We start from the raw sequence: 21953 nt of genomic DNA, 5'->3' as shown, positions 1-21953 counted from the left end.
AAAGATAGACGGCTCATTCCAAGTCTGGGATGGCCTGCCTGAAAGATAGATGCCGCATCCTAAATTCGGGATGCCTTATCTGAAAGACAGATAGCGCATTCCAATTTAGGATGCCTTGCCTGAAATATAGACGGCGCATTCCAAGTTTGGGATGGCCTGCCGGAAAGACAGATGGCGCATCCTAAGCTTAGGGTGCCTTGTCTGAAAGATAGATGCCGCGCCTTTCGAGCGGAGCGTGTATGCAATGCAGCCAGAGAGGTCCGCTTGCAATTTCCTTGAGCCAAAGGAAAACGCCAGGATAGGCATCATCAAAGATATTGCAGCGGCAGCTGCTGGAAGCAGTTCATGTTGTGCAGGCGATGCGCTACGAAGTGAAACTCTATCTATCAAGGAGAAAAAATGAACAACATGCAATCTTGCCCTGTGTCTGGACTGCGCACGATACTTCTGGCGACAGACGGCACCGAATACAGCGAAGGCGCTGTCCGGGAGACAATCAATTTCGCCAAGAAATGCTCCACCAAGATTTACGCCATCTCCGTTGTTGAATCCTTGGCTGACTACGAAGGCTTTTCAGCGCAGCAGGCTGAGGAATCCTTTGCAAGCAAGGCGAAAGAAGCTCTGGAAAAACTGAAGGCGCGGGCGGATAAGGAAGGGGCGGTCTGCGAGACGATCCTTGCTGTCGGCGAACCGTATCAGTGCATTGTGGATGCGGCGGAAGCAAAGAATGTGGACATGATTGTGGTCGGCAGGCGCGGCGCAAGAGGTCTGACCAAGCTGCTGATGGGCGAAGTGGCGGCAAAGGTGATCGGCTATTCATCGCGCAAGGTGCTGGTTGTGCCAAGGGCCGCCACGATCAGCTATCAGAACATTCTTGTCGCCACGGACGGCTCTTCCAACAGCGAGGCGGCGGTGAATGCGGCTCTTGAAATCGCCAAACACTGCGGCGGCAAAGTGATCGCCCTGTCTTCCATCCGCACTATTTATGAGCAGGAGAACGCGACAGCCAACGTCAGCCGTGTTGTTGAGCTGGGAAAGAAAGAAGGTGTCGCAGTCGAGACCCTGACCCCTATGGGCCGCTCGTATGAAGCGATTGTCGAAGCCGCAGGCGGCAGAGGCGTTGATCTGATCGTTCTTGGCACCTACGGCAAGACCGGTCTGACCAGAATGCTCATGGGCAGCTCGACAGAGCGGGTCATTGGTCTGGCTGGCTGCGCTGTGATGGTGGTCAAAGGCGAAGGCGGAAAAACGGCGACAGTTTGACAACGCGATATACTTATTTGTTTACTTCATGAGCTGGCAGCACGAAATCCGCCTGATACGGCTACCCTGTTCCGTCTGGGACAGCATCACCGCCCATTGCCGGAGAAAATTGGCCGGCGATTTTCTTCCCGGAGAAAGTCCGGTCAAAAGGGCCTTTGGCATCCTTGCCGGACTGCGGGAAGGCGGCGAGCTGCATGTGCGGCAGACGCTGCCGGTGAAGAAGAACGCCCGCAACGTCGAGCCGCTGAAGAGCTTCATGGACAAATTGATGGAGCAGCACGCCATACCCTCGACCACGCCCATGGACCAGCGCGGCTGGGTGACAGACCCGCAGGAGTTCAAACAGTGCATGGATCACTGCAAGCGTGAGGGCCTGATCATGTTCGGCGCGTATCACATTCATGTGGTGCCTTGGCCGGGCGATCCCCTGCGCGACACGCCCACAGGTCTCGACACAGTGCTGGTGCGAGGCAGCAAGATGTATTCCTTCATCATTTCAATGGTCAATCCTGAGCAGCCGATTATCCGCGCCTTTTATGAAGGTGAGCTGCACGCGGAGACCCCCATTCTGATCGCATGACTCCTCCGCAGCGGCATGAAAAAAGAGCCTGAACTGATTGTTGCATACACCGACCCGCTGGAAGGCTTCAAGGGCTGGCTGGTGATTGATTCCCTCACTCACCGGATGGCCGCAGGCGGGATGCGGGTGCAGAAAGGTCTGACCTGCGAGGTGGTGCGGGATTTGGCCGCAACCATGACCCTGAAGATGCGCATCGCAGGCATCCGGGCGGACGGGGCCAAATGCGGCATTGACTATGATCCTGCCAGCCCAAATAAACAGGAGGCCATGCTCCGTTTCATCCGGGCGATCAGGCCGTATCTGCTCGAACGCTATTCCATGGGGCCTGATCTCAACACCACCATGCCTGAGCTGGACGCGGTCTGCGCCTGTATCGGCATCAGCTCCATCAAGGCGGTGATCGCCACGTGTCAGGAATTCACCCCGGCAGAGTTCGAGGAGCGAGTGCGGCTGCTCAAGCAGCCTGTCGGCCATGCCACGCTGGGCAAACTGCGCTCCGGTGCCGGAGTTGCGGCCTCCTGTCTGGCTGCCTTAGAGTTTTTAAAGATTCCGGCAGCACAGGCCAAAGTGGTCATTCAAGGCTTCGGCAGCCTGGCTTCCAGCGCAGCATATTTCCTCCATCAGGCCGGGGTGCGGATCATCGGTCTGGCTGACTGCGAAAAAAGCCTGATCAGTCAGAACAGTGCGCCGTTGGATATTGCCGATCTGCTCGACCGTGTTTGCGCCGACTGCACCTGCCAAGCCAAAGGGCTGATTCCCGCAGAAGCAGCCAGCGGCGTTTATGGCCGCCGCGAGGCGGTGTATCAGCTGCCCTGCGATGTCTTTGTTCCTGCGGCCATAGAACGGGCCATTGACCGTCAAGCTGCGGAAACCATGCAGGTCAGGGCCATTGTTTCAGGTGCAAATCTGGCGGTGACCGCAGAGGCGGAGTCCATCCTTCATCGGCGCGGCATCATTCTCATCCCGGACATGGTGGCCGGCTGCGGCGGCTCGCTCTCCATGCAGGGTCTGTTCGGGCCGGAGAACATGCCTTCAGTGCAGGACGTGCTCAGTCACGTTGACCGCAAAACCCGCGCCATTGTCAAAAACATGCTCCAGCGCAGTCGCGAAGAAGACATCTCTCCGCGTGAGGCCGCACTGCGCATCTGCGCGGAAACCCAGCCGCATCCTGACACCAAGCCTTACGGCGAGCTGAACTAGAAGCATCATGACTGTGAGCTGTGAGCAGCAAGGGAGCTCCTGACCGGCGGTTTCCTCAGATTTCCCGCGCCGCTCGCAATACCTTTGACAGTTCATCTCTTCTTCTCGCCCCAGCTCCTCCGCTTTCGCAGCTTCCGGCTTCTTGCTTGTATGACAGGAGGCAGGCAGCAGAATCTTCAGCTGCGCGACCGCAAACCAATCCGTTTTACAGCAGCACTTTCATCTGATATAAGCTAAGCTGTGCGCCGAGCAGCAAAGTGCTCTCATGGCGTTCAGGCGCGTTGGACGTGTTTGTTCTGCTCTGAACGTCAGAAAAACATCGGGCGATGTTTTGGAAAATCACGGCCGATGTTTTAAAAAATCACGCTCGATGTTTAGGAAAATCACGCTCGATGTTTAGGAAAACATCGCTCGATAAATGGACCTTTTCACGGGCGATGTTTGGGAAAATCACGCTCGATGTTTTAGAAAATCACGGCCGATGTTTTTCCAAGACTGCGGCCGTAAAATTTTCCTATGAGACAGGAGCAGGGCTGCGGAAGCGGGCTTGCCTGAGAAAAACGATGAGCCGGACGAAAGAAGATTTGCCTGGCAAAGCAGATGCCAGCTGCCGCATCTACGCCATCAAAAGGAATATTTTCATTGCCCTGCTTGCGGGCATGATCATTCTTGGGGCCATTCATCTGGTCTCGGTGTTCTACATGTACAAGCATCAGGACGACTTCCATCAGCATGAATGGCAGGAGCTGCTTGTCAACACCTACAACCGGACGATTGCAAAGGAAACAATGGAGCTTGACTGTCTCATAGACATTCTGGCGATCAACAAAGAAATTCAGCAGCATTTCCTGAACAAAAACCGGGCAGCTCTCCTCAACACAGTCAGGACTATAGCCCAGCATCTCAAGCAGCACTGTCAGGTAACTCACTTTTATTTTCATGGCCCAGACCGGGTTAATTTCCTCAGAGTGCATCAGCCGGACCGCTACGGCGACCGCATTGACCGCCTGACTCTGCTCCATGCCGCAGCCAGCAGCAAGACTGCTGCCGGGCTTGAACTTGGGCCGATGGGCACTTTGACGCTGCGGGTGGTCATTCCCTGGGTGGTGGACAGAAAGGTTATTGGCTATCTGGAGCTTGGCAAAGACTTGGCCTCCATTCTGTCCATCTTCAAGGAGGAAGAAGATCCGCTTGCCGGTTATCTCCTCACTGTCAACAAGGAGGAGCTTGACCGGAAGGGCTGGGAGCAGGGCATGGCCATGCTCGGGCGGCAGGCCGACTGGAGCACTTTGCCCGACCGGGTGACCATGGTCAACACCCTGCCGCAGCACTTTGATCATGCCGGCAAGCTGCGGGAGCCGCGCGGCTTTTTTGCCGGACTGCTGCGCAAAATGCTGTTCGAGAGCGGCCCTGCGTCCTGCACGCTGCCGGTGATGGACTTCGCCGGCAAAGAGGTGGGCAGCCTGCTCTTTGTCCGTGATGAAGGACGGGAGCTGCTGGCTGCCAGACGTGGCAACAATTTGTTTCTGCTCCTCCTGCTGCTGTCCGGCGCAGCACTGCTGACAGCATATTATCTGCTCCTGCAAAGGACAGAAAAACGGCTGGCAGAATCCTACGAGCACCTGCACACCTTCATGGAAACCCTGCCCGATGCCGCCATGCTCAAAAACAGTCAGGGCCGCTGGCTGCTGAGCAATCAGGCCGCCAGAGCAGCCTTTCAGCTGGAAAGCTCCGCGTGGCAGGGCAAGACAGAAGATGAGCTGATCAAAACATGGCCTGAAGCGGCCCGGCATCATGCAATCTCCGTGCAGAACGATCTGAAGGCGTGGGAGAAGAATGAAATGCTCATCGCCCAGGAACAGGTCAGCGACACAGCCGGAGCAGCCCGTTTCTTTGAAGTCAGGCGGATGCCGCTGTTCGCCCCGGACGGAACGCGCAAAGCTCTGTTTGTGATTGGCCGCGACATCACTGAGCACAGGGAAATGGAGCAGCAGCTGATCAAGGCCAAGCAGGAAGCCGAGGCGGCCAGCGAGGCTAAATCGCGCTTTTTGGCCAACATGAGCCATGAAATCCGCACGCCGATGAACGCAGTGATCGGCATGTCTAAACTCGCCCTTGAAACCGGCCTCAGTCCGATTCAAAAAAGCTATGTGGAAAAGGTGCATGGCGCGGCTGAACTGCTCCTCGGCATCCTCAATGACATTTTGGACTTCTCCAAGATTGAGGCTGGGAAGATGTCGCTGGAGCATATTGATTTCAGTCTGAAGGCTGTACTGGAAAACCTGCGTAGTCTGATCGCGTTCAAGGCAGCGGAGCAGGAACTGGACCTGCTTGTCGAGCTGCCGGACAACGTGCCTGAGGTGCTCAAAGGAGACCCGCTGCGTCTTGGCCAGGTGCTCATCAATTTGGGCAACAACGCGGTCAAGTTCACCAAGAAAGGCGGCGTGAGCGTCAGCGTTGAGCTGGAAGAACAGAACGGGACGCAGGTCACGCTCCACTTCTGTGTGTCGGACAGCGGCATCGGCATGACCGAGGAGCAGCAGGAGCGTTTGTTCCAGTTCTTCAGTCAGGCCGACACCTCAACAGCCCGGCAGTATGGCGGCACAGGTTTGGGGCTGGCAATCAGCAAAAAGCTGGTTGAAATGATGGGCGGAACCATCTGGGTCACGAGCAGGTTTGGACAAGGCTCCTGCTTTCATTTTGTCCTGCCGATGGAGGTCGGCGATCCAGACAGCCTGGCAAGAAAACAAACGGCAAAGCTGCCGCAGCAGATGGACCAGCTGCGCGGGGCAAAGATATTGTTGGTGGAAGATAATGAGATCAATCAGGAGCTGGCCAAGATTCTTCTCTCCCGAAGAGGGATTGAGGTCACGGTGGCTTCCAACGGCAAAGAAGCCTTGCAGGTCTTGGCGGGGCAACGCTTTGACGGCGTGCTGATGGACATGCACATGCCGGTGATGGACGGCTGCACTGCCTGCAAGATCATCCGCAGTCAGCCGGAATACAGCAGGCTGCCGATCATCGCCCTCACCGCCAGCGTCATGGCTGAAGACAAGGAGAAAACCAAGGCGGCAGGCATGAACGGCCATATCGGCAAGCCTTTCCGGGAAGAAGAGATGCTTGCAGTCATGACCGACCTGATCAGGCTGGATGGCGCTCATTCCTGAGAAAAGCTGATCAGATCAGGCCGGCGGCAGCTTTCAGGAGCGGCTGCAAAACAGTTGAGACCACGCAGCAGTTGACAGCCGCGCAAAAAGCAGGTAGTTATTATCCCTATCTCTGTATCTCTTCATCCGTTTCCTTCATCCAGACCTGTCATGCAGAACAACACCATCCGCCTGCGCAGCTGCCCGAAGCACTACACCTACGATCAGGACAAAGCCTGCACGCCGGTGCAGACTGTGGAACGCTTTCACGAGCGGCTGCAAGCGGTCAAGCTCGACATCCTCAAGGAGGTGCGGCGGATTGACACCGGACGGCTGGACATCCCGGTCTTCTTCAGCGTCTGCGGCAGGGACGCTGCCAGGATCATCGGCACAAAGAAGCAGATGGGCAAAGGCTCCACGCCAGAGCAGTCCAGAGCCAGTGCCTGCATGGAGCTGGCCGAGCGTTTCAGCTTCTTCTCCTTCCTGAAGAACCCGGACAACTTCCTTGTCGGCGACTACGCGGCCATGCAGGCTGCTGGACATCCTGTGCTGCCGCTGACAGAGCTGCTTCGCTCTGTGCATGACGAGATCCGCAGCCCGGAGCTGCTGGAGCGGCTGCTGGCTGGGCTGCCCTTGCGCTGGACATGGGCGCGGAACCTCAGCCGTGACGAGGATGTGCTCGTGCCCTTCTCCTGGTTCTACGCCATCAACGAGTTCAACGGCCCCTGCGCAGGCAACACCATCGAAGAGGCCATGCTGCAAGGCATCAGCGAGATTGTTGAGCGGCATGTCTGCGCGGTGATTGCAAGGGAGCAGCGGCCTGTTCCGGCGATTGACCTCAGCACAGTGACTGATCCAGTGGCCCGCGAGCTGATTGAGAAGTTCGAGCGCAACGGCATCAGGCTGCGCTGCAATGATTTCTCTTTAGACACCGGCATCCCGACTGTCGGTGCGCTGGCCTGGGATCCGGCCACGTTCCCAGATAAAAGCGAGCTGGTCTACACAGCAGGCACCACGCCGGGGCCGGACAAGGCATTGATCCGCGCCTTGACCGAGGTGGCACAGCTAGCTGGAGACTTTGAGTCAGGCTCCAACTACGTGGCTTCCGGCCTGCCTAAGCCGCTCAGTCTGGCTGAGGTGGACTATGTCATCAACCCTGGTCAAACTGTCCCTCTCAGCGCCTTGCCTGATCTCAGCACGGACGACATGCTCGACGAACTGCGCGGCTGCCTTGCAGCCCTGCGCCAGCGGGGCATGGAGGTGTTTGCGGTCAACACCATGCACCCGCAGCTGCAAATCCCGACGGCCTACACCATCATCCCCGGTGCGCATTTCCGCGAGCGGGCGGCCTCAGGCGACGCGGCACTCTTCGCCGCCAAGCTAGCTGCTGAGCTGCTTGATCCGGCGGCTTTGGAGGGCAAACTGGCAGCGATGAGCAAAGAGCTGCCCCAGGCCTATTATCTGGAGTTCTACCGGGGGCGCAATCTTTATGAGAGAGGCATGGCCGAAGCCGCGCTGCCCTGCTTTGCCAAGGCTCTGCGCCTTGACCCACAGGATGAGGACAAGCCTTATCTCCACTCCTATTATGGTGCCTGCCTGCGCGACTTGGGCCGTTTTGAAGAAGCTGTGCCAGTGCTGGAGCAGGGGCTTGCCTGCGACGAGGAGCGTCCTGACCTGCACAACATGCTGGGAGTCTGCCATTACAAAGCCAGCCGCTTCCAGCAGGCTGTCCATCACTTCCAGCGGGCGGTGCAGCTCAATCCGGTCTCAGCCATCGACTATGCCAACCTCGCGCTGAACTTGCAGCGTCTTGGCCGCAAGGACGAGGCCATACGCAACTACCAGACAGCACTCAGCCAAGACATGGACATCGCCTTTGCGGTGGAGAATCTGGCACTGCTGATGGCGGAGGCAGAAGGGGGAACCACTGACAACGGCTGGGTGGGCGGCGGCTGAAGTAGCTGCTCTGCGCACAATGAAGCGGCGGCCTCCCGGCATGGGAGCCGCCGCTTTTCTTTTTGCAGGCCAGCCAGCTTACTACGCTGTCCGCACGTCCAGCATATCCGTCAGCCTGCTGCCGTAGCTGTCGTGGATCATATCCTTCAGCGCGGCGAAGCTGTCCACGCGCAGCGTGCCGCGCGAGCTATAGCGGGTGCTGATTGAAATCGTGTGCTCTTTGTTCTAAGGAAAGTCCTGCTCAGGAATCACCACCGGCGCAAGGATGATCTCGCGATCCTCGATCTTGCCGAAGCGCGACTGAACAATCCTGTCTCCAGCCGTGCCCTCGATCACGCATTCGTATTCTTGTCAACGCATATTGTCTTCTTAACGCAAAGGTGGCAATATGACAGTAGGGGTCTGTTGCCGCTGCTGTTTATTCAGAATGAGGGAAGACTATGAAGACAAAAAAATATCGCAGGCTGACCGCCGCCGCCATCGCCTTAACCGTGCATGCGCCAGACTGGACTGAAGCAAAACTCGTCATTGTCGATGACAAAGACTGCACCTTGCAAGAGGCAATCAGCTTCATCTATGACCCTGGAACAGGAGAGGGCTGCGTGGACAGCGGCGGCGCAGGCTCTGACACTATTGTTTTGAATACTGATGTAACGTTGGATAATCGGCTGATGGTGATGACCAGCGTGATCATCGAAGGAAACGGGCACACGATCACAGGCAACGCTGGAAAATCTGTCTTCTTTGTAGATTCAGGCCATACACTGACCTTGGACAATTTGACTATAAAAGGTGGCAAAAACGGCCTTGAATTTATCGACTCAAAAGCTGTTCTGAACAAGTCCACTGTAACCGGCCATTCAAACAGAGCAATTTCCACCTCACGCGGCAGCATGACTTTGAACAATTCAACCGTGAGCGGCAACCCAGGTACAGGACTTTATGGTGCTAATTGCGGCATTGTGCTGAACGGCGTAACAGTCAGCGGCAATGCGACAGGACTTTCAGCAAGCGGAGCCGTGGCGACCCTGCAAGGCTCTTTGATCAGCGGCAACAGCGGCTTTGACATCAAAGACTTCAACAGCACACAATGGCAGACCAACTTCAACCTCATCGGCAGCAGCAGCAAAAAAAATGCGGAATCCTTCAGTGAGACATTTCTGCTCAACAGCACCGATATTTCTGCGACCAGCGACGGCACAAATCCGACTGCGCTGAATGCGATTCTCAGTCCTCTGGCTAACAATGGCGGCCCAACCAAAACCCATGCCTTGCCTGTAGGGAGTCCAGCTGTTGATCTTGACGAAGGCTGCATTGTCGCTCTGTCTGAGGATCAGCGCGGCATCAGCAGGCCCTCAGGAAATGGCTGCGATGCTGGAGCTTTTGAGTTTGAGAGCGGCACCGCAGTGCAGCGCATCAATATGGAGCCTGTCTACAGGGTGCTGCTGCCGAACTGAGCGCGGCAGGATGGCACAAATTGTCTGTCCGCATCAGGAGGCGCAGATGGATTACTATATTCTTTCAAGGGGAACAGTATGAACACTGCATTGAAGGGACTGCTTTTTTCGACTGCGCTGCTGCTGGCGGCCAGCGCGGCGCAGGCCACAGTTGTTGTCGTGGATGCGGCAGGCAACTGCACCTTGCAGGAGGCGATGCAGTTCGTTCAAGGTATTGTGATAGAAACCAAATGTGTCGACAGCGGAGGAGGAGTCGATGCGGTGATCATGCTGGAGACCGATGCTGCATTGAGCGAATCCGCATGGGTGGATGAAGTGAACGTCACAATTGAAGGGCAGGGGCACACTGTTGCAGGCACATCTGCTATTTCGGCCTTCATTGTGTACAACAGAAGGCTCACATTAAACAATATCACTGTCACAGGCGGCAATGAGGGCATCGCAGTCAGAGAGACCGGCGCACTCACCCTGAACAACGCAACTGTGCGCGGCAATGCGGGCGACGGAATAGTCATCGGCGGCGGCGGCGCGACCCTGAACAATTCAACTGTGAGCGGCAACGGCGGCAAAGGGATCAGCAGCGGATTCGGCAGCATTATTTTGAAGAACTCCACGGTCAGCGGCAATGCTGTCGGCATCTATGCGTATAAGTCGTCTGTTTTCATGCAAAGCTCTTTGGTCAGCGGCAACAGCGGATTTGACATCGAAAACAATGCCTCCAGCTGGCTGGAAGGCGGCGGTTTCAACGTGCTCGGCCACAGCGGCAAGACAAATGCGGAAGCGTTCAGCAGCACATTCGCGCCAAACAGCACAGATGTTACGGCCACCAGCGACGGCTCGCGTCCGACTGCGCTGGCAGGGATCCTCAGTCCTCTGGCAGACAATGGCGGCCTGACGCAGACCCATGCCCTGCCTGCGGGCAGCCCGGCCATTGATCTTGACGAAGACTGCCTTGCCAACCTGTCTGCGGATCAGCGCGGCATCAGCAGGCCCTCAGGAAATGGCTGCGATGCCGGAGCCTTTGAGTTCGTCGCCGTTGTGCAGCACGTCAACATGGTGCCTGTCTACAAGCTGCTGCTGGACTGAGCGGCGGAGCAACAAAAAAGGGCTGACCCGAAGGCCAGCCCTTGCAATGCCGCCGCCGTTCTGGCGGCGTTTTGATTTACTGCGCAGCCAGACGCAGGCTGCGGACATCAAAGCAGCGGTCAACCAGCTTGTGCTCCTGCCAGCGTTTGAGCAGGCGCACCGCGCTCATGGTCACTACTGGCTCGATCAGCACGAGCGGCGCGTAGGCGGCGGCGAATTTCGCCCAGGCGAAGAACGGGGTCTCCGCCTCGCCGATCATCAGCCAGAAGCCGACCATCAGGGTCACGCCGCCGTAGTAGACCGCGTCCAGACGGACGATCTCCTGCCAGCTCATCTCGCGCCGCCCCTCGGCCAGCCGCTTGCCGACGCTGTGATGCACGGCCATCAGCGGCACGATCAGCGAAAGGCTGTTCACGGCCAGATGCATCAGGTCGCCCGGCTCGAAGAGCAGGCCTTGCAGCAGCAGTCCGAAGGCGAAGCCGTACAAGGCCGGGAAGTAGCCGAGGGTCAGGTAAATGGCCATGCCGCCGACAAAGTGCAGCTCGGACGGCCCGACCGGCATGTGGAAGGACTGCATGAAGAGCGAGAAGAACAGGGCCGCCAGCAGGGTGCGCAGCAGCACGGCAGGAGCGCGGAAAGCGCCCTTCAGATGCGCTGCCAGCAGAGCGGCGGCGGATGCGTTAGCCAAGGCCAGCTTGGCCGGGGCGATGAAGCCTGGTTCGATGTGCATGGTGCACCTCCGGGTGAGAATAGGTGATAAGCTGCCGGGCCGTCATGACACGGCAAGGTGATTGCGGCGGAGCAGCTGCGGAGGCGGGCGGGGGAGCGGGACAGGGACGGGAGGCTGCGGAGGCGGCTTCCCGGCGTGTGCCGATGCCGCCCGCCGCAGCATGTCAAGGCCGGACTGACAAGGCAGGTTTCCGGGCTTGCGCGCGGAGCTTCCGCAGAAGCTCCCTCTCCGCCGCCTTCCCAGCCTGAGGGGCCAGTGGCATGAGGGCGGAGATTGTGCGCGCCTACCGTTGCGGGGGCAGCGCCGGATTCGCCGCCAGGCGGCTGACCGGACTTCCCTTTCCTTGACAGTTGCGAAGCGCAGTCTACCCCGGAGCAGCGGCGCTGTCAAGAGGGCAGGGGAGGCGGAGTCAGCAGCCCTGCCAGCGCGGCAGGTCGTCGATGCGGATGCCCATCAGGCCGCAGAGCCGCCCGGCGAAATGCCGGGCCATCTCGCGCAGACTGGCGGGATGCAGGTAGAAGGCAGGCATGGGCGGGCAGATGATTGCGCCCGCGTCGTGCAGAGCGAGCATGTTGCGGAGATGGGTGCGGTTGAGCGGGGTCTCGCGCACTGCCAAGAGCAGCGGCCGCCGCTCTTTCAGGGTCACGTCCGCAGCCCGGTGGATGAGGTTGCCGGAGCATCCTGCGGCTAACGCGCCCAAGGTGCCGACGGTGCAGGGCAGAATGAGCATGGCCTCGTACAAGGCGGAGCCGGAGGCGGGCAGGGCGGTGAAGTCATCTGCGGCAAACCAGCGGCTGATGCCGGGCAGCTCGTCCGGCGAGAGGTTCTCTTCCAGCCGCAGCACCTTTCTCCCGGAATCGGAGATGACAGCGTGCACCTCGATGTCCTGCGTGGCGAGCAGATCCAGCAAGGCTGTGACGTAGATCATGCCGGTGGCGCCGGTGATGCCGAGGAGGATGCGGCGGGGCGGGATCACGGCAGGTGCACGCCGTGGCGGCTGTAGACGCTGAGGATGTTCTCCACCATCCGCTTCAAGCCGTATTTGGCCGCGATGTCCTGCCGCTGAAGCCGCACGGCTTCCTCGTCGCGCTCTAAGTTCCCGGCCAGATCCAGCAGGGCCTGCCGGGCTGCGGCCACGTCGCCGTAGTCCACCAAGCGGTGCCTGCGGACGAACTCCAGCGGCTCAAGGATGGAGGGCGTGCGGCAGGCGAGCAGCGGCAGGCCGTAGAGCAGGCCCTGGATGAAGGACTGGGAGATGCCCTCGGTCTCGTAGGAGGAGAAGAAGATCAGGTCCATGGCCGAGAAGTAGCGTTCCGGGTCCTCGCGGTGGCCGGTGAGGATGAATCGCTCCTGCGCTCCGGCCTTGGTGATGGCCTCCTCCAGCAGGGCGCGGCCATTGCCGCCGCCGACGATCATGAACTTGAACTGCTCCGGCAGGGCCGCCGCTGTCCGGGCGATGAACTCATGGCCCTTGTAGTGGCGGAGAAAGGCGACGTTGCCGATTAGCACGTCTGTGTCAGCGATGCCGCAGCTGCGCCGCACTTCCTCGCGGTCGCGGGCGGAGAAGCGGAAGCGCTCCTCATCAATCCCTGTGGACTGCGTCACGATCTTCCGGCGCGGCACGCCCTGCCCGGCCAGCTGGTTGGTGATGGCCTCGCTGCACGCGAAGATGACATGCGGAAAGGCGCGGTAGCTGAAGGAGGAGGAGACCGGCTCCAGCACATGCCGGGTGCGGGCGACCAGCGGCACGCCGCAGAGCCGCGCCGCCGCTCCGGCCATCCAGGAGTCTTCCGAGGAATGGGTGTTGACCACCGCAGGCCGCAGCTGCCGGAGCAGGCGGAGCAGCTCCAGCCAAGCGCACAGGTTGAACTTGGAGGAGAAGTCGATATGATGCACGGCAAAGCCCTCTGCGCCGCAGCGGCGGGCCAGCTCGGCACCTTCGCGGACGATCAGGGCGGTGCGGAAGCCGAGTTTGCGCATCTCCCGCAGCTCGGTCAGGGTGCGGATCTCCTGGCCGCCCCAGGAGCGCGACCAGTCAGTGTGGACGATCAGCGGCTGCCCGCTCACGCCTTGCACCCCAGCTGCCCATCATCTTCAAAGCGGACCATCGGCAGGATGAAGTAGAAGTTGTTGCCCTCAGGAGTCCGCTCGTAGCCGACTATGCCGCCGTGCAGCTCGACCACATGCTGGACAAAGGCCAAGCCGTGGCCGGTGCCGTGGATGCCCTCTACATCCTTGCCGCGCACGCCCTCCTGAAAGATGCGCCGCGCCTCATCATGACCCAGATGCGGGCCGGTGCTGAAGACGTTGAACTTGACCCCCTTCTCGCCGCATTCAGGGAAGTTGTCGATCACCTCGCGGCCATAGGCCACGGCCTTGCGCGGTCTGCCGTCACGTGTGATGATCTCGCGGGTATACTTAGCCGCGTTAGAGAAGAGATTGGCGTAGACCTGCGAGAGCAGGCCGATGTCCACATAAAGCTGGAACTCTTCCTCCAGCATGTTGCCGGGCCGCTCCACTGTGATGCTGGCCGAGCGGAAACGGCTGTCGTAGTGCTCCAGCTGAGGGAGAATGATCTCTTTCTCGACAAAGCAGCGTTTGGGGTGCAGAATCATCCGGCCTGCGGTGAAATGCTCGCGCCTGAACAGGCTTTCGACAAAGAGGCTGATGTTCTGATGATGCTTGACCAACTCGCCATGATGTTGGAGCAGGCTTTCCTGAATAGCCCCGCAGCGGTCGGCGCAGGCTGCCGTATCCTCCGGCCTGCCAGACTCCGCCGCCCTCAGCAGCTCCTCGCGCAGCACCTCCAGCTCCAAAATGCTCCTCCGCAGCCTCTTGAAGAGCAGGCGGAAGAACATGTTCGGTGTGATGATGTTATGCTCAATGTCCTGCACCAAGGTGTTGATGAACTTGAGGTGCTGGATGTTCTGCATGGCTGTCAGCCGGTTGTGCAGGCTGTAGCCGATCCGGTTGGTGTATTTGCCGAAGAAGAAACGGTCATTTTTAGACAGCTTGCTGCACGGCGCGACGCTGTACATGCCCAGCATCCGGCTCTTGCCATGCTCGCGGTTCGGAAGAGCGCATTGCGGCGCCTGCTCGTGCGTCTCCTCCTCAGGCGGCGCATCTGGCTCTCTCTGCGTCTTGCTCCAGACAGGCAGCACATAGTGCTCGCCGCTCCGGTACGGCTCGCCGCAGGGGATGATGCTCTCCGGCGCGGCAGTCTTCTTTTGCAGCACGCCCTGCTCGGAATCGCAGACCAGATAGAGAGCCTGATCCTTTTCATCGTAGAGATACAGTGCGCTGGACAGGCCGAGCATCTCCAGCGGCACGCTCACGCAGACCCGGTAGAAGTCGTGCAGCGAATCGTATTCCTGGGACAGGTCAAAGAAGGCTTTGAGGAAGTCGTCAAAATAGCAGGTGAAGTTGTACTGCTCATAGCTGGCGGACTTCTCCCGCACCCGCTGACGCATTTTCTGAAGATCGTGACAGTCGCTCATAGCCGCCTCCCTGATCAGAGGATGACTCAATGTTTGCGCCAGAACTGCTCTGCTCCGCGCTCGTCCACCAGATTGATCGCTGCCGGGTACACGTCGCACTCCAGCGCGAAGACCCGGTCGGCGATCTCGTCTGCGGTTTGGCAGTCGGCAATGTCCACGCAGCGTTGCAGGACGATAGGGCCGTTGTCGTAAATCTCGTCGGCGAAATGCACGGTGCAGCCGCTGACCGTGCAGCCCCGCTTCAAGACCGCCTCATGTACATGGTGCCCGTAAAAGCCTGGCCCGCAGAAGGCAGGGATCAGCGACGGGTGAATGTTCAGCACTCGCTGTCTGAGTGCTTCTGGCGGCTGATAGAGCTTCAGATATCCGGCAAGAACAACCAGATCAACCGGATACCGGGACAGTATTTCGTTCGTGGCCGCACTGCCTGCCGCATGAAAGGCCGGATAGCCATAGCGGCGCGCCTTCTCCAAGCCTAAGGCGTTTGCCGCATTGGAGATGACAACCTGAATCTCGGCCCGCAGCGTGCCTGCCTGAATCCGCTGATGGAAGTTGTCCAGCGTCCTGCCGGAGCCGGAGAGCAGCACCGCCGCTTTCTGCATTATAAACCCTCGAAATACGGGTTGCTGGCAACGTCCACCTTGGTCAGCCAGCTGGCTATGGCTGTGTCATACGCCGAGGTGAGCTGAAAGACCTTCACAGCTAAACGGAAGCGGGTCTTGAGCGTCGTGTTCCCGTCCGCCCGCAGCTCGGCCAGCACCTGCGGATAGTCTGCCGGATCCACAATAACCGTCACATCGTGGAAATTCTTGGCCGCTGCCCTGAGCATGGTTGGGCCGCCGATGTCAATGTTCTCAATCGCCTCATCCAGCGGGCAGTTGGGATCAGCCACAGTCTTCTCAAAGGCGTAGAGATTCACCGCAATGATGTCAATCGGCTGGATGCCGTGCGCCACGCACTGCCGTTGATGTTCGGCATTGCCGCGCTGATTGAGAATGCCGCCATGCACCAGCGGATGCAGAGTCTTCACCCGCCCATCCAGCATCTCCGGGAAGCCGGTGAAGTCAGACACATCCTTGACTGACAGGCCGCTGTCGCGCAGCTTCTTGGCCGTGCCGCCGGTGGAGAGTATCTCTATGCCCAGCCCGGCCAGCTCTTTCGCAAAGCTCTCGATGCCGGATTTGTCGGTCAGGCTGATCAAAGCCCGTGCTGCTTTGTTCATGTCGTATGCTCCATATTTTTTTGTTCAAGAGATATCCTGCATAAGTCCGCAGCAAGAGTTGCGGCAGGGAGCAGTCAGGCGGCAACGAAGTGCTGCTAAGCAAAGAAAGAGTCCTGCTCGGCTGCCAAGAAATTTGGCTCGGCCGGAAAGGATTCCGGCTTGGCCAAACTGCTTTCCGGCTGAGCAGCAAAAGAGTTTGGCCGACTTCAGCTTCTTTATTGCTCGGCCAGATTTCTTTGTGGCTCAGCTGAACTTCTTTACGGCTTGGCCAAACTCCTCTTCTGCCGAGCGCAAGCTCTTGCCAAGTCGGCAGGATTCTTTTATTGCCAAGCCGAACTGCTTTGCAATCGAGCAAGAAAGGAAAAAAAACGGTTCGCTCTCCGCTGCAACCTGCTTGTTGCCTTCTGCAAGAGGTCTATATATCTGCGCGGCAGACTAAACGCAAACTGCGTCCGCAGTACTCAGTCCTTCAGAATGAACTGCCGTATCTTGCGGCGGTCGCGCTTGTCAGGCCGTCCTTCCGGGCGGGCCGACGGGCCGCCAAGCTGCTTGCGCAGCTCGCGGGCAGCCTCGCGCTTGGCTTGCGACTCCGCAGTTTCAGCGTAGAGCAGAGCCGCTTCTTTGGCCGGGCCGCGCCGTTCGCTCAAGGCCAGCACGTCTATCTCAAACAGCTCGTCTCCGCGCCTGATCTGAAGGCGGCTTCCGGCCTGCACGCTGCGCGACGGCTTGACCCGGCTGCCGTCCACTTGCACATGACCGCTGCTCACCGCTGCCGAAGCCAAGGCGCGGGTCTTGAAGAAGCGTGCTGCCCACAGCCATTTGTCAATGCGGACGGTTTGCTCTTGCTGCTGCCTGTTGTCCATGTCAGCTCCTGAGAGAGATAATCAAAAATGTGGATAAATGCAAGAGCTGCCTGCTCTGCGGCGCAGAAGAAGGCACTGCGCGGCTGCCGCCGCTGTTGACAGGGAAGGCTCCGCCCCTTATCGTGAGAAGTGTTTCACCATATCCGCAAAAACAAAGCCGGTCAAGACGGAGCTGCCGCTTTTCCGCCCCGCAGGAGCAACCGCATGAAGACACATGAGAGAATGCCTGAGCTGCTGGCCCCGGCAGGGAGCCGGGAGAAGCTGGTCACCGCGATCCATTACGGCGCAGATGCCGTCTATCTTGGCGGCGCAAACTGGAGCCTGCGCGCCAAGGCAGGCAATTTCGACCGGGCCGGACTACGCGATGCAGTCACGTATGCGCATCAGCACGGCGTGAAGGTCTATGTGACTGTGAACATCTTCGCCCACAACCGCGATCTCAATGGTCTGGAGAGCTATCTGCTCTTTCTGCGGGACGCAGGCGCGGACGCGCTGATCGTCGCCGATCCGGGCATTCTCCTGCTCTGCAAGGAGACTGTGCCAGACATGCCGCTGCATCTCTCCACCCAAGCCAACGTGACCAACAAGGCCAGCGTCCGCTTCTGGCAGGCGCAGGGCGTGAGCCGGATCAATCTCGCCCGCGAGCTGGGCTTGGAGGAGCTGCGGACAATCCGCCAGGCTGCGCCCGGCATCGGGCTTGAGGTCTTTGTGCATGGCGCACTCTGCATCTCCTATTCGGGCCGCTGCCTCCTGTCCAGCTACATGACAGGCCGCAACGCCAATCAGGGCGACTGCGCCCATCCGTGCCGGTATTCCTACAGCTTGCTGGAGGAGAAACGGCCTGGACAGTATTTCCCGGTCGAGGAGGATGAGCGCGGCACCTACATCTTCAACTCCCGCGACCTTTGTCTGCTCTTCCGTCTGCCGGAGCTGGCCGCCGCTGGGATTGATTCAGTCAAGATTGAAGGCCGGATGAAGTCTGTCGGTTATGTGGGCGCGGCAGTCAGGCTGTACCGGGCGGCCTTGGACTATGTCAAAGAGCGGCGCGAGGCCGGTGCGGCCTGGGAGGAGATCGTCTTGCCGCCCGCTTTTGCCGATGAAATCGCCAAAGTAGGCACAAGAGGCCAGACTGAGAACTTTTTCAGTTCCGCCCCTTCATCATTGGCCATGCTTTATGATAGAATGAGGGAGATTCAGCCATGCACCCCTGTCGGCATCGTGCGCGGCAGCAACCCGCTGCTGCTGGAGACGCGCAATGTGCTGGAGGCAGGCGACCAGCTTGAATATCTGGGCCGCAGGCTGGAGCCGGAGACATGCACGGTGCGGGCCATGAGCGCTGCGGACGGAGTTCCTTTGCAGCGGGCCAATCCAGGCAGCCTGATCCTGCTGACCGTTGATCCTCCGCTGGCCGACGGCGCGGAGGTCAACGCCCTGTTCCGCAAGCAGCATGACCGGCAGGCGGAATGAACAATCCTCAACACGACGAGCCATGACACGATTTCTTGACGTGCCCTTCCTTCCTGAGCCCGACTATGTCGAGTTCCTCAACAGCCGCGCCAGCCATATCGACAGTGTCCATTTCAGTCTGCCGGGTGTGCGGCGCATGGACAGCCAGGCGCATTCGCAGGCTGTTGCGAGCTTGGACGCTTTGGCCGAGCTGCTGGGCCAGCTGTCTGTTGAGAAGAAATACGTCCTGCTCAACAGCCGCTTTTACGGCCCGGCCTTTCTGACTGACCGTGAGAAACTGGGAGCCTTGACTGCCGCGCTGGCAAAATGCATTGATCAGCGGGTGATCAGCGGCATCGTCTACTGTGATCATTACCTGCTGCAAGCCCTGTCCAATGCCGCGCCAGACTTGGCCGAAGAGCTGGAAGCGGTGCCCGGCCTCAACACCATGCTCGACTCGCAGGGCAAAATCGACGCGCATCTGGCCTACATCGGCGAGACCCGCTTCCGTCCGCCGACACGGATCGTGCTGGACCGCTCCCTCAACCGCAGCCTCGGCAAGCTGGCCGAGACCGCCCGCTGGTGCCGCGAGGGCCTGCCTGACCTGAAGCTGGAGCTGGTGGGCAACGAAGGCTGTCTGCCCTACTGTCCCTACCGCGCCTCGCATGATGCCTACATCGCCTTGGACAATCTGGAGGGCAAGTCGTGCAGCCATGAGATCAACAACGTTCTCGGCTGTCGGCAGCTGCTGAAGAAGCAGCCCTACCGGATTCTTCAGTCGCCCTTCATCCGACCGGAGGACGTGGACTCCTATCTCTACGATGTGGATATTATCAAGATCAGCGGCATGAATTTGAACAGCGCGGCCTTGCGGCAGATCATCAATGCCTACATCTCCCGAAGCTGGAAGGGCAATCTGCTGGAGCTGCTCGACACTTCGCGCTGGCTGGCCTCAGAGCTGCATGTGGACAACAATGCGCTTTCCTTTGATTTTGCCAACATGCTCTCAGTCTGCAACAACCGCTGCGAAACATGCCGCTTCTGCATGGAGCTGTTCAATTCCATCTCCCATCCCCTACGGAAGGCTGCCGGGAACAACTGAGGAGGGAGCGCGATGCAGCCTTTTGAGGAGCTGCTGGAGATTTCAGCGAAAATCCACGGACATCTTTGCGCCGGACAGGTGATCGGAGTGCGGATGGCCCTGCTCGGACTGCGCCTGATCGGCATTGACGACCCTAAAGGCGCGGACCGGAAAAAACTCTACGTGATCGTGGAAATTGACCGCTGCGCCACAGACGCAATCCAGTCTGTGACTGGATGCAGCCTCGGCAAGCGTTCCTTGCGCTGGATGGATTTCGGTATCATGGCCGCCACTTTTGTCAACTTGGCAACCGGCAGTGCTGTGCGGGTCACAGCTAGGGAGGAAGCCCGCGAGCTGTCCGCCAAATACTGCCCGAAACTGACGGACAAATACGAGCGGCAGCTGGAAGCCTACCGGCTTATGCTGGAGGATGAGCTGTTTGCCGTGCAGGAAGTGCGGGTCAGCATTCCAGAATGTGACATGCCGGGCCGTCCGCTGCGCCGAGTGCTGTGCGGCCAATGCGGCGACTATGTCCAAGACTGCCGCGAAGTGGAGCGGGACGGAAAAACGCTCTGCCGGGCCTGCGCCGGGCAGCGGTATTACGCACTGCTCTGATTAATCGATTAATCAGCCCTTGTTTTTTCGGAGGGACAGCCGCAGCTTCTCTTTGCCCTTGCTGAACTGGCGCAGCGTCTCCAACAGGCTGCCGCGCAGCTCCTCCCGGCTTTGGCGGAAGCTGGTCAGTAGGCCGCCAATAGCCGCCGCTGTTTTGCCCGTTTTTGTGCGGGCAGTCTTCAGAGCGGTCAGATGGTGCGTCAGCGTTTCCTCCTGCACCGCCAAGTCGTTGTTCAGACCGAGCATGTCCTGCAAGTTTTTGAGCGAGGCGATCAGCGGCTCAAGCTCATCCTCCGCATAAAGAGAGCGGAAAAATTCCAAAGCGTAACGCAGCTTCTTGCCGTGAATGCGCACCCGATGCAGGTCTTGGTTTGAGGACTGGCTGTCAATGGCCAGTCCAGCTTCGATCAAGCGGGCAAGCTGCCTGCGGATGATTTTGTTGGCCGCTTTGTCTATACGCCTGCCGCTGCCATTGACATCCTCCTGCTCCAGATATTCCTCCCAAGCCCGCAAACTCTCCTGCTGCTGCGGCGCAGCCAGCCAAACCACCAGCTCCTGATGGGCCGCCGCCCGTTTTGCTGTCAGTTCGGTCACGAGACTTTCCAGTCCTTCATGCAGAATCTCCGGCAGCCGCGCTCTGCTTTCCTCTGTCACCAACAGCTGCACATCCAAATCCCGCACAGTGCCGCTCATCCGGCCCAGCTCCCGGAATATCTCGCTGAAGCGGATGCGGATATCCGGTTCCAGCGCGTCGCCCAGCAGGACAAGGGCTGAGCGGACACGCCGAACCGCCACCCGGAAATCGTGCAGAAATTCAATGTCAATATCATCTGTCACGCCTTGCTCATTGCGCCGCAGCATGGCCAGCAGACGGCGGCAGATGACCTTGGCCGCAGTTCGGGCATCCATGTCCGGCTCCAGCTCGACAGAAAAACTGGAGCTGTAGTCCGCAGGAGTCCGGCCCGCTGCCGCAAGCACCGTTTCAAGCCGCCTCCGGGCTGCCTGAGGGGAGGCTGCTCCAAATTTTTCCAGCCGGTTGCGGAGCCTCTTGCCCCCGCCGCGCAGCTCTGCAAAGGAGATTTTTGGCCTGGCATCGACCAGCAGGACAATTGCGGCTTTTTTTTCTTTTTTGTCGATCAGATGGAGGCTCGTGACCGTGCCGGAAAACTCGGCTTGGGGCAGCAGGGCGCGGTGCTGGAGGATGTCCGCTAGCTTCTGTCGGAGTTCCGACTCCGGCAAATCCTGCCAGAAGCGTGGAGGCGCGTCGTTGCAGGGCAGGGCAGCAGCAGCAGATATGCCAAAAAAATCTGTCAGATGGAGGCTGCTGTCCTCGGCGCAGCAGATGAGGCCGTGCTGCCAGAGCCTCCAGTCAAAGCTGTCGAGAAAGACTGTTCGGCAAGAGCTGGATGACAGTCTGCTGAGACGGCAGGATGCCGCTGCATGCGTCTTGATATTCTCCAGCAGGCGGGATTCCGGCAGGGACAAAAAAAAATGAGACGACGAGTTATTTTTTCTCATATGTGTTTTTTATAGAAATGTTCAAGCATAACTGTAATGAGTTGCATTCGATGCCCAAGCATTTTCTGAGTATCGTCAGCTCGATAGATACTATCTATTGATACAGCTGGAGCAGTGTAACTGTTTCTCCTGCAACCTTTGCGCCGCAGGGGCAGGCCGCCCTCCTCATTCCAAGGCGGACACAGGGATTCGCCCCTGCGAAATGGACAATCTGGCCAGGGCAAAGGAATCATTGTATGATGAACCTATCCCACTAATGCCTGAAAGGTGTTAAACTGCTCTCTGCAAGGAGG

18 protein-coding genes, 1 pseudogene and 1 riboswitch are annotated in these 21953 nt (G+C 59.0%); of the genes and pseudogenes, 11 read left to right on the top strand and 8 right to left on the bottom strand.

The features are described from left to right. Positions 1 to 399: 399 nt before the first annotated feature. The 7 genes from ACNKID_RS02515 (at position 400) to ACNKID_RS02485 (ending at position 10688) form a co-directional block, all read left to right on the top strand. Entirely contained in the window at positions 400 to 1263 is an 864-nt protein-coding gene (locus ACNKID_RS02515; RefSeq protein WP_417911856.1) for a universal stress protein, read from the top strand. Between the two features lie 28 nt (positions 1264 to 1291). After that, the gene (locus ACNKID_RS02510) at positions 1292 to 1843 is read left to right on the top strand and encodes a hypothetical protein (RefSeq protein WP_417911855.1); all 552 of its coding nucleotides are present in this window, start codon (positions 1292 to 1294) and stop codon (positions 1841 to 1843) included. A 15-nt stretch (positions 1844 to 1858) separates the two neighbouring features. Further along, entirely contained in the window at positions 1859 to 3043 is a 1185-nt protein-coding gene (locus tag ACNKID_RS02505) for a Glu/Leu/Phe/Val dehydrogenase dimerization domain-containing protein (RefSeq protein ID WP_417911854.1), read from the top strand. A gap of 563 nt (positions 3044 to 3606) precedes the next feature. After that, positions 3607 to 6210 (top strand): ATP-binding protein, encoded by a 2604-nt coding sequence (locus ACNKID_RS02500; protein ID WP_417911853.1) that lies wholly within the window; start codon positions 3607 to 3609, stop codon positions 6208 to 6210. A 150-nt stretch (positions 6211 to 6360) separates the two neighbouring features. Beyond that, positions 6361 to 8145, top strand: a complete 1785-nt coding sequence (locus ACNKID_RS02495) for a YcaO-like family protein (RefSeq protein WP_417911852.1) — start codon at positions 6361 to 6363, stop codon at positions 8143 to 8145. A 440-nt stretch (positions 8146 to 8585) separates the two neighbouring features. Then, a complete protein-coding gene (locus tag ACNKID_RS02490; RefSeq protein WP_417911851.1) occupies positions 8586 to 9602 on the top strand; it encodes a choice-of-anchor Q domain-containing protein in 1017 nt (338 codons plus the stop codon). 78 nt (positions 9603 to 9680) lie between these two features. Further along, the gene (locus tag ACNKID_RS02485; RefSeq protein WP_417911850.1) at positions 9681 to 10688 is read left to right on the top strand and encodes a choice-of-anchor Q domain-containing protein; all 1008 of its coding nucleotides are present in this window, start codon (positions 9681 to 9683) and stop codon (positions 10686 to 10688) included. Between the two features lie 76 nt (positions 10689 to 10764). On the opposite strand, the gene ACNKID_RS02480 is transcribed toward ACNKID_RS02485, so the two are convergent. The 6 genes and pseudogenes from ACNKID_RS02480 to ACNKID_RS02455 form a co-directional block, all read right to left on the bottom strand. Next, positions 10765 to 11418 (bottom strand): energy-coupling factor ABC transporter permease, encoded by a 654-nt coding sequence (locus ACNKID_RS02480; RefSeq protein ID WP_417911849.1) that lies wholly within the window; start codon positions 11416 to 11418, stop codon positions 10765 to 10767. Between the two features lie 163 nt (positions 11419 to 11581). Further along, a riboswitch (cobalamin riboswitch) is annotated at positions 11582 to 11805 on the bottom strand. A 22-nt stretch (positions 11806 to 11827) separates the two neighbouring features. Continuing rightward, the gene (locus ACNKID_RS02475; RefSeq protein WP_417911848.1) at positions 11828 to 12394 is read right to left on the bottom strand and encodes a UbiX family flavin prenyltransferase; all 567 of its coding nucleotides are present in this window, start codon (positions 12392 to 12394) and stop codon (positions 11828 to 11830) included. Then, positions 12391 to 13485 (bottom strand): glycosyltransferase, encoded by a 1095-nt coding sequence (locus ACNKID_RS02470; RefSeq protein WP_417911847.1) that lies wholly within the window; start codon positions 13483 to 13485, stop codon positions 12391 to 12393. Before ACNKID_RS02470 ends, ACNKID_RS02475 begins: the two co-directional genes overlap by 4 nt. Beyond that, complete coding sequence (locus tag ACNKID_RS02465; RefSeq protein WP_417911846.1) at positions 13482 to 14915, bottom strand: sensor histidine kinase; 1434 nt, start codon at positions 14913 to 14915, stop codon at positions 13482 to 13484. Before ACNKID_RS02465 ends, ACNKID_RS02470 begins: the two co-directional genes overlap by 4 nt. Before the next feature lie 26 nt (positions 14916 to 14941). Continuing rightward, a complete protein-coding gene (locus ACNKID_RS02460) occupies positions 14942 to 15517 on the bottom strand; it encodes a phosphoribosylglycinamide formyltransferase (RefSeq protein ID WP_417911845.1) in 576 nt (191 codons plus the stop codon). A 44-nt stretch (positions 15518 to 15561) separates the two neighbouring features. Beyond that, positions 15562 to 16137 (bottom strand): annotated as a pseudogene (locus tag ACNKID_RS02455) (IMP cyclohydrolase); the annotation flags it as partial. A 196-nt stretch (positions 16138 to 16333) separates the two neighbouring features. Between ACNKID_RS02455 and ACNKID_RS02450 the strand changes: the two are divergent. Further along, positions 16334 to 16576, top strand: a complete 243-nt coding sequence (locus tag ACNKID_RS02450) for a hypothetical protein (protein ID WP_417911844.1) — start codon at positions 16334 to 16336, stop codon at positions 16574 to 16576. A 22-nt stretch (positions 16577 to 16598) separates the two neighbouring features. Here the strand turns inward: ACNKID_RS02450 and ACNKID_RS02445 are convergent, their stop codons facing one another. Beyond that, positions 16599 to 17000: an RNA-binding S4 domain-containing protein gene (locus tag ACNKID_RS02445; RefSeq protein WP_417911843.1), complete on the bottom strand. Its 402-nt coding sequence runs from the start codon at positions 16998 to 17000 to the stop codon at positions 16599 to 16601. 204 nt (positions 17001 to 17204) lie between these two features. Here ACNKID_RS02445 and ACNKID_RS02440 point away from each other — a divergent pair, with 204 nt between their 5' ends. Genes ACNKID_RS02440 through ACNKID_RS02430 form a run of 3 tightly spaced genes read left to right on the top strand, consistent with a single transcriptional unit; the run spans position 17205 to position 20142 of the window. Further along, positions 17205 to 18467, top strand: a complete 1263-nt coding sequence (locus tag ACNKID_RS02440; protein ID WP_417911842.1) for a peptidase U32 family protein — start codon at positions 17205 to 17207, stop codon at positions 18465 to 18467. Between the two features lie 22 nt (positions 18468 to 18489). Continuing rightward, positions 18490 to 19548 (top strand): hypothetical protein, encoded by a 1059-nt coding sequence (locus ACNKID_RS02435; protein WP_417911841.1) that lies wholly within the window; start codon positions 18490 to 18492, stop codon positions 19546 to 19548. Between the two features lie 12 nt (positions 19549 to 19560). Next, the gene (locus ACNKID_RS02430; protein WP_417911840.1) at positions 19561 to 20142 is read left to right on the top strand and encodes an FmdE family protein; all 582 of its coding nucleotides are present in this window, start codon (positions 19561 to 19563) and stop codon (positions 20140 to 20142) included. 12 nt (positions 20143 to 20154) lie between these two features. Here ACNKID_RS02430 and ACNKID_RS02425 read toward each other — a convergent pair whose 3' ends face one another. Continuing rightward, positions 20155 to 21660: a CHAD domain-containing protein gene (locus tag ACNKID_RS02425; RefSeq protein ID WP_417911839.1), complete on the bottom strand. Its 1506-nt coding sequence runs from the start codon at positions 21658 to 21660 to the stop codon at positions 20155 to 20157. Positions 21661 to 21953: the final 293 nt, after the last annotated feature.

Source organism: Candidatus Electronema sp. TJ (assembly GCF_048287355.1).
Classification (GTDB): domain Bacteria; phylum Desulfobacterota; class Desulfobulbia; order Desulfobulbales; family Desulfobulbaceae; genus Electronema.
Note: the sequence above shows the minus strand (reverse complement) of the source record. Positions and strands in the feature narration are given on the sequence as shown.

Coding starts and splice junctions, on each gene's coding strand:
- ACNKID_RS02515 (WP_417911856.1), top strand. CDS start 400: ATGAACAACATGCAATCTTGCCCTGTGTCTGGACTGCGCACGATACTT.
- ACNKID_RS02510 (WP_417911855.1), top strand. CDS start 1,292: ATGAGCTGGCAGCACGAAATCCGCCTGATACGGCTACCCTGTTCCGTC.
- ACNKID_RS02505 (WP_417911854.1), top strand. CDS start 1,859: ATGAAAAAAGAGCCTGAACTGATTGTTGCATACACCGACCCGCTGGAA.
- ACNKID_RS02500 (WP_417911853.1), top strand. CDS start 3,607: ATGAGCCGGACGAAAGAAGATTTGCCTGGCAAAGCAGATGCCAGCTGC.
- ACNKID_RS02495 (WP_417911852.1), top strand. CDS start 6,361: ATGCAGAACAACACCATCCGCCTGCGCAGCTGCCCGAAGCACTACACC.
- ACNKID_RS02490 (WP_417911851.1), top strand. CDS start 8,586: ATGAAGACAAAAAAATATCGCAGGCTGACCGCCGCCGCCATCGCCTTA.
- ACNKID_RS02485 (WP_417911850.1), top strand. CDS start 9,681: ATGAACACTGCATTGAAGGGACTGCTTTTTTCGACTGCGCTGCTGCTG.
- ACNKID_RS02480 (WP_417911849.1), bottom strand. CDS start 11,418: ATGCACATCGAACCAGGCTTCATCGCCCCGGCCAAGCTGGCCTTGGCT.
- ACNKID_RS02465 (WP_417911846.1), bottom strand. CDS start 14,915: ATGAGCGACTGTCACGATCTTCAGAAAATGCGTCAGCGGGTGCGGGAG.
- ACNKID_RS02460 (WP_417911845.1), bottom strand. CDS start 15,517: ATGCAGAAAGCGGCGGTGCTGCTCTCCGGCTCCGGCAGGACGCTGGAC.
- ACNKID_RS02445 (WP_417911843.1), bottom strand. CDS start 17,000: ATGGACAACAGGCAGCAGCAAGAGCAAACCGTCCGCATTGACAAATGG.
- ACNKID_RS02440 (WP_417911842.1), top strand. CDS start 17,205: ATGAAGACACATGAGAGAATGCCTGAGCTGCTGGCCCCGGCAGGGAGC.
- ACNKID_RS02435 (WP_417911841.1), top strand. CDS start 18,490: ATGACACGATTTCTTGACGTGCCCTTCCTTCCTGAGCCCGACTATGTC.
- ACNKID_RS02430 (WP_417911840.1), top strand. CDS start 19,561: ATGCAGCCTTTTGAGGAGCTGCTGGAGATTTCAGCGAAAATCCACGGA.
- ACNKID_RS02425 (WP_417911839.1), bottom strand. CDS start 21,660: ATGAGAAAAAATAACTCGTCGTCTCATTTTTTTTTGTCCCTGCCGGAA.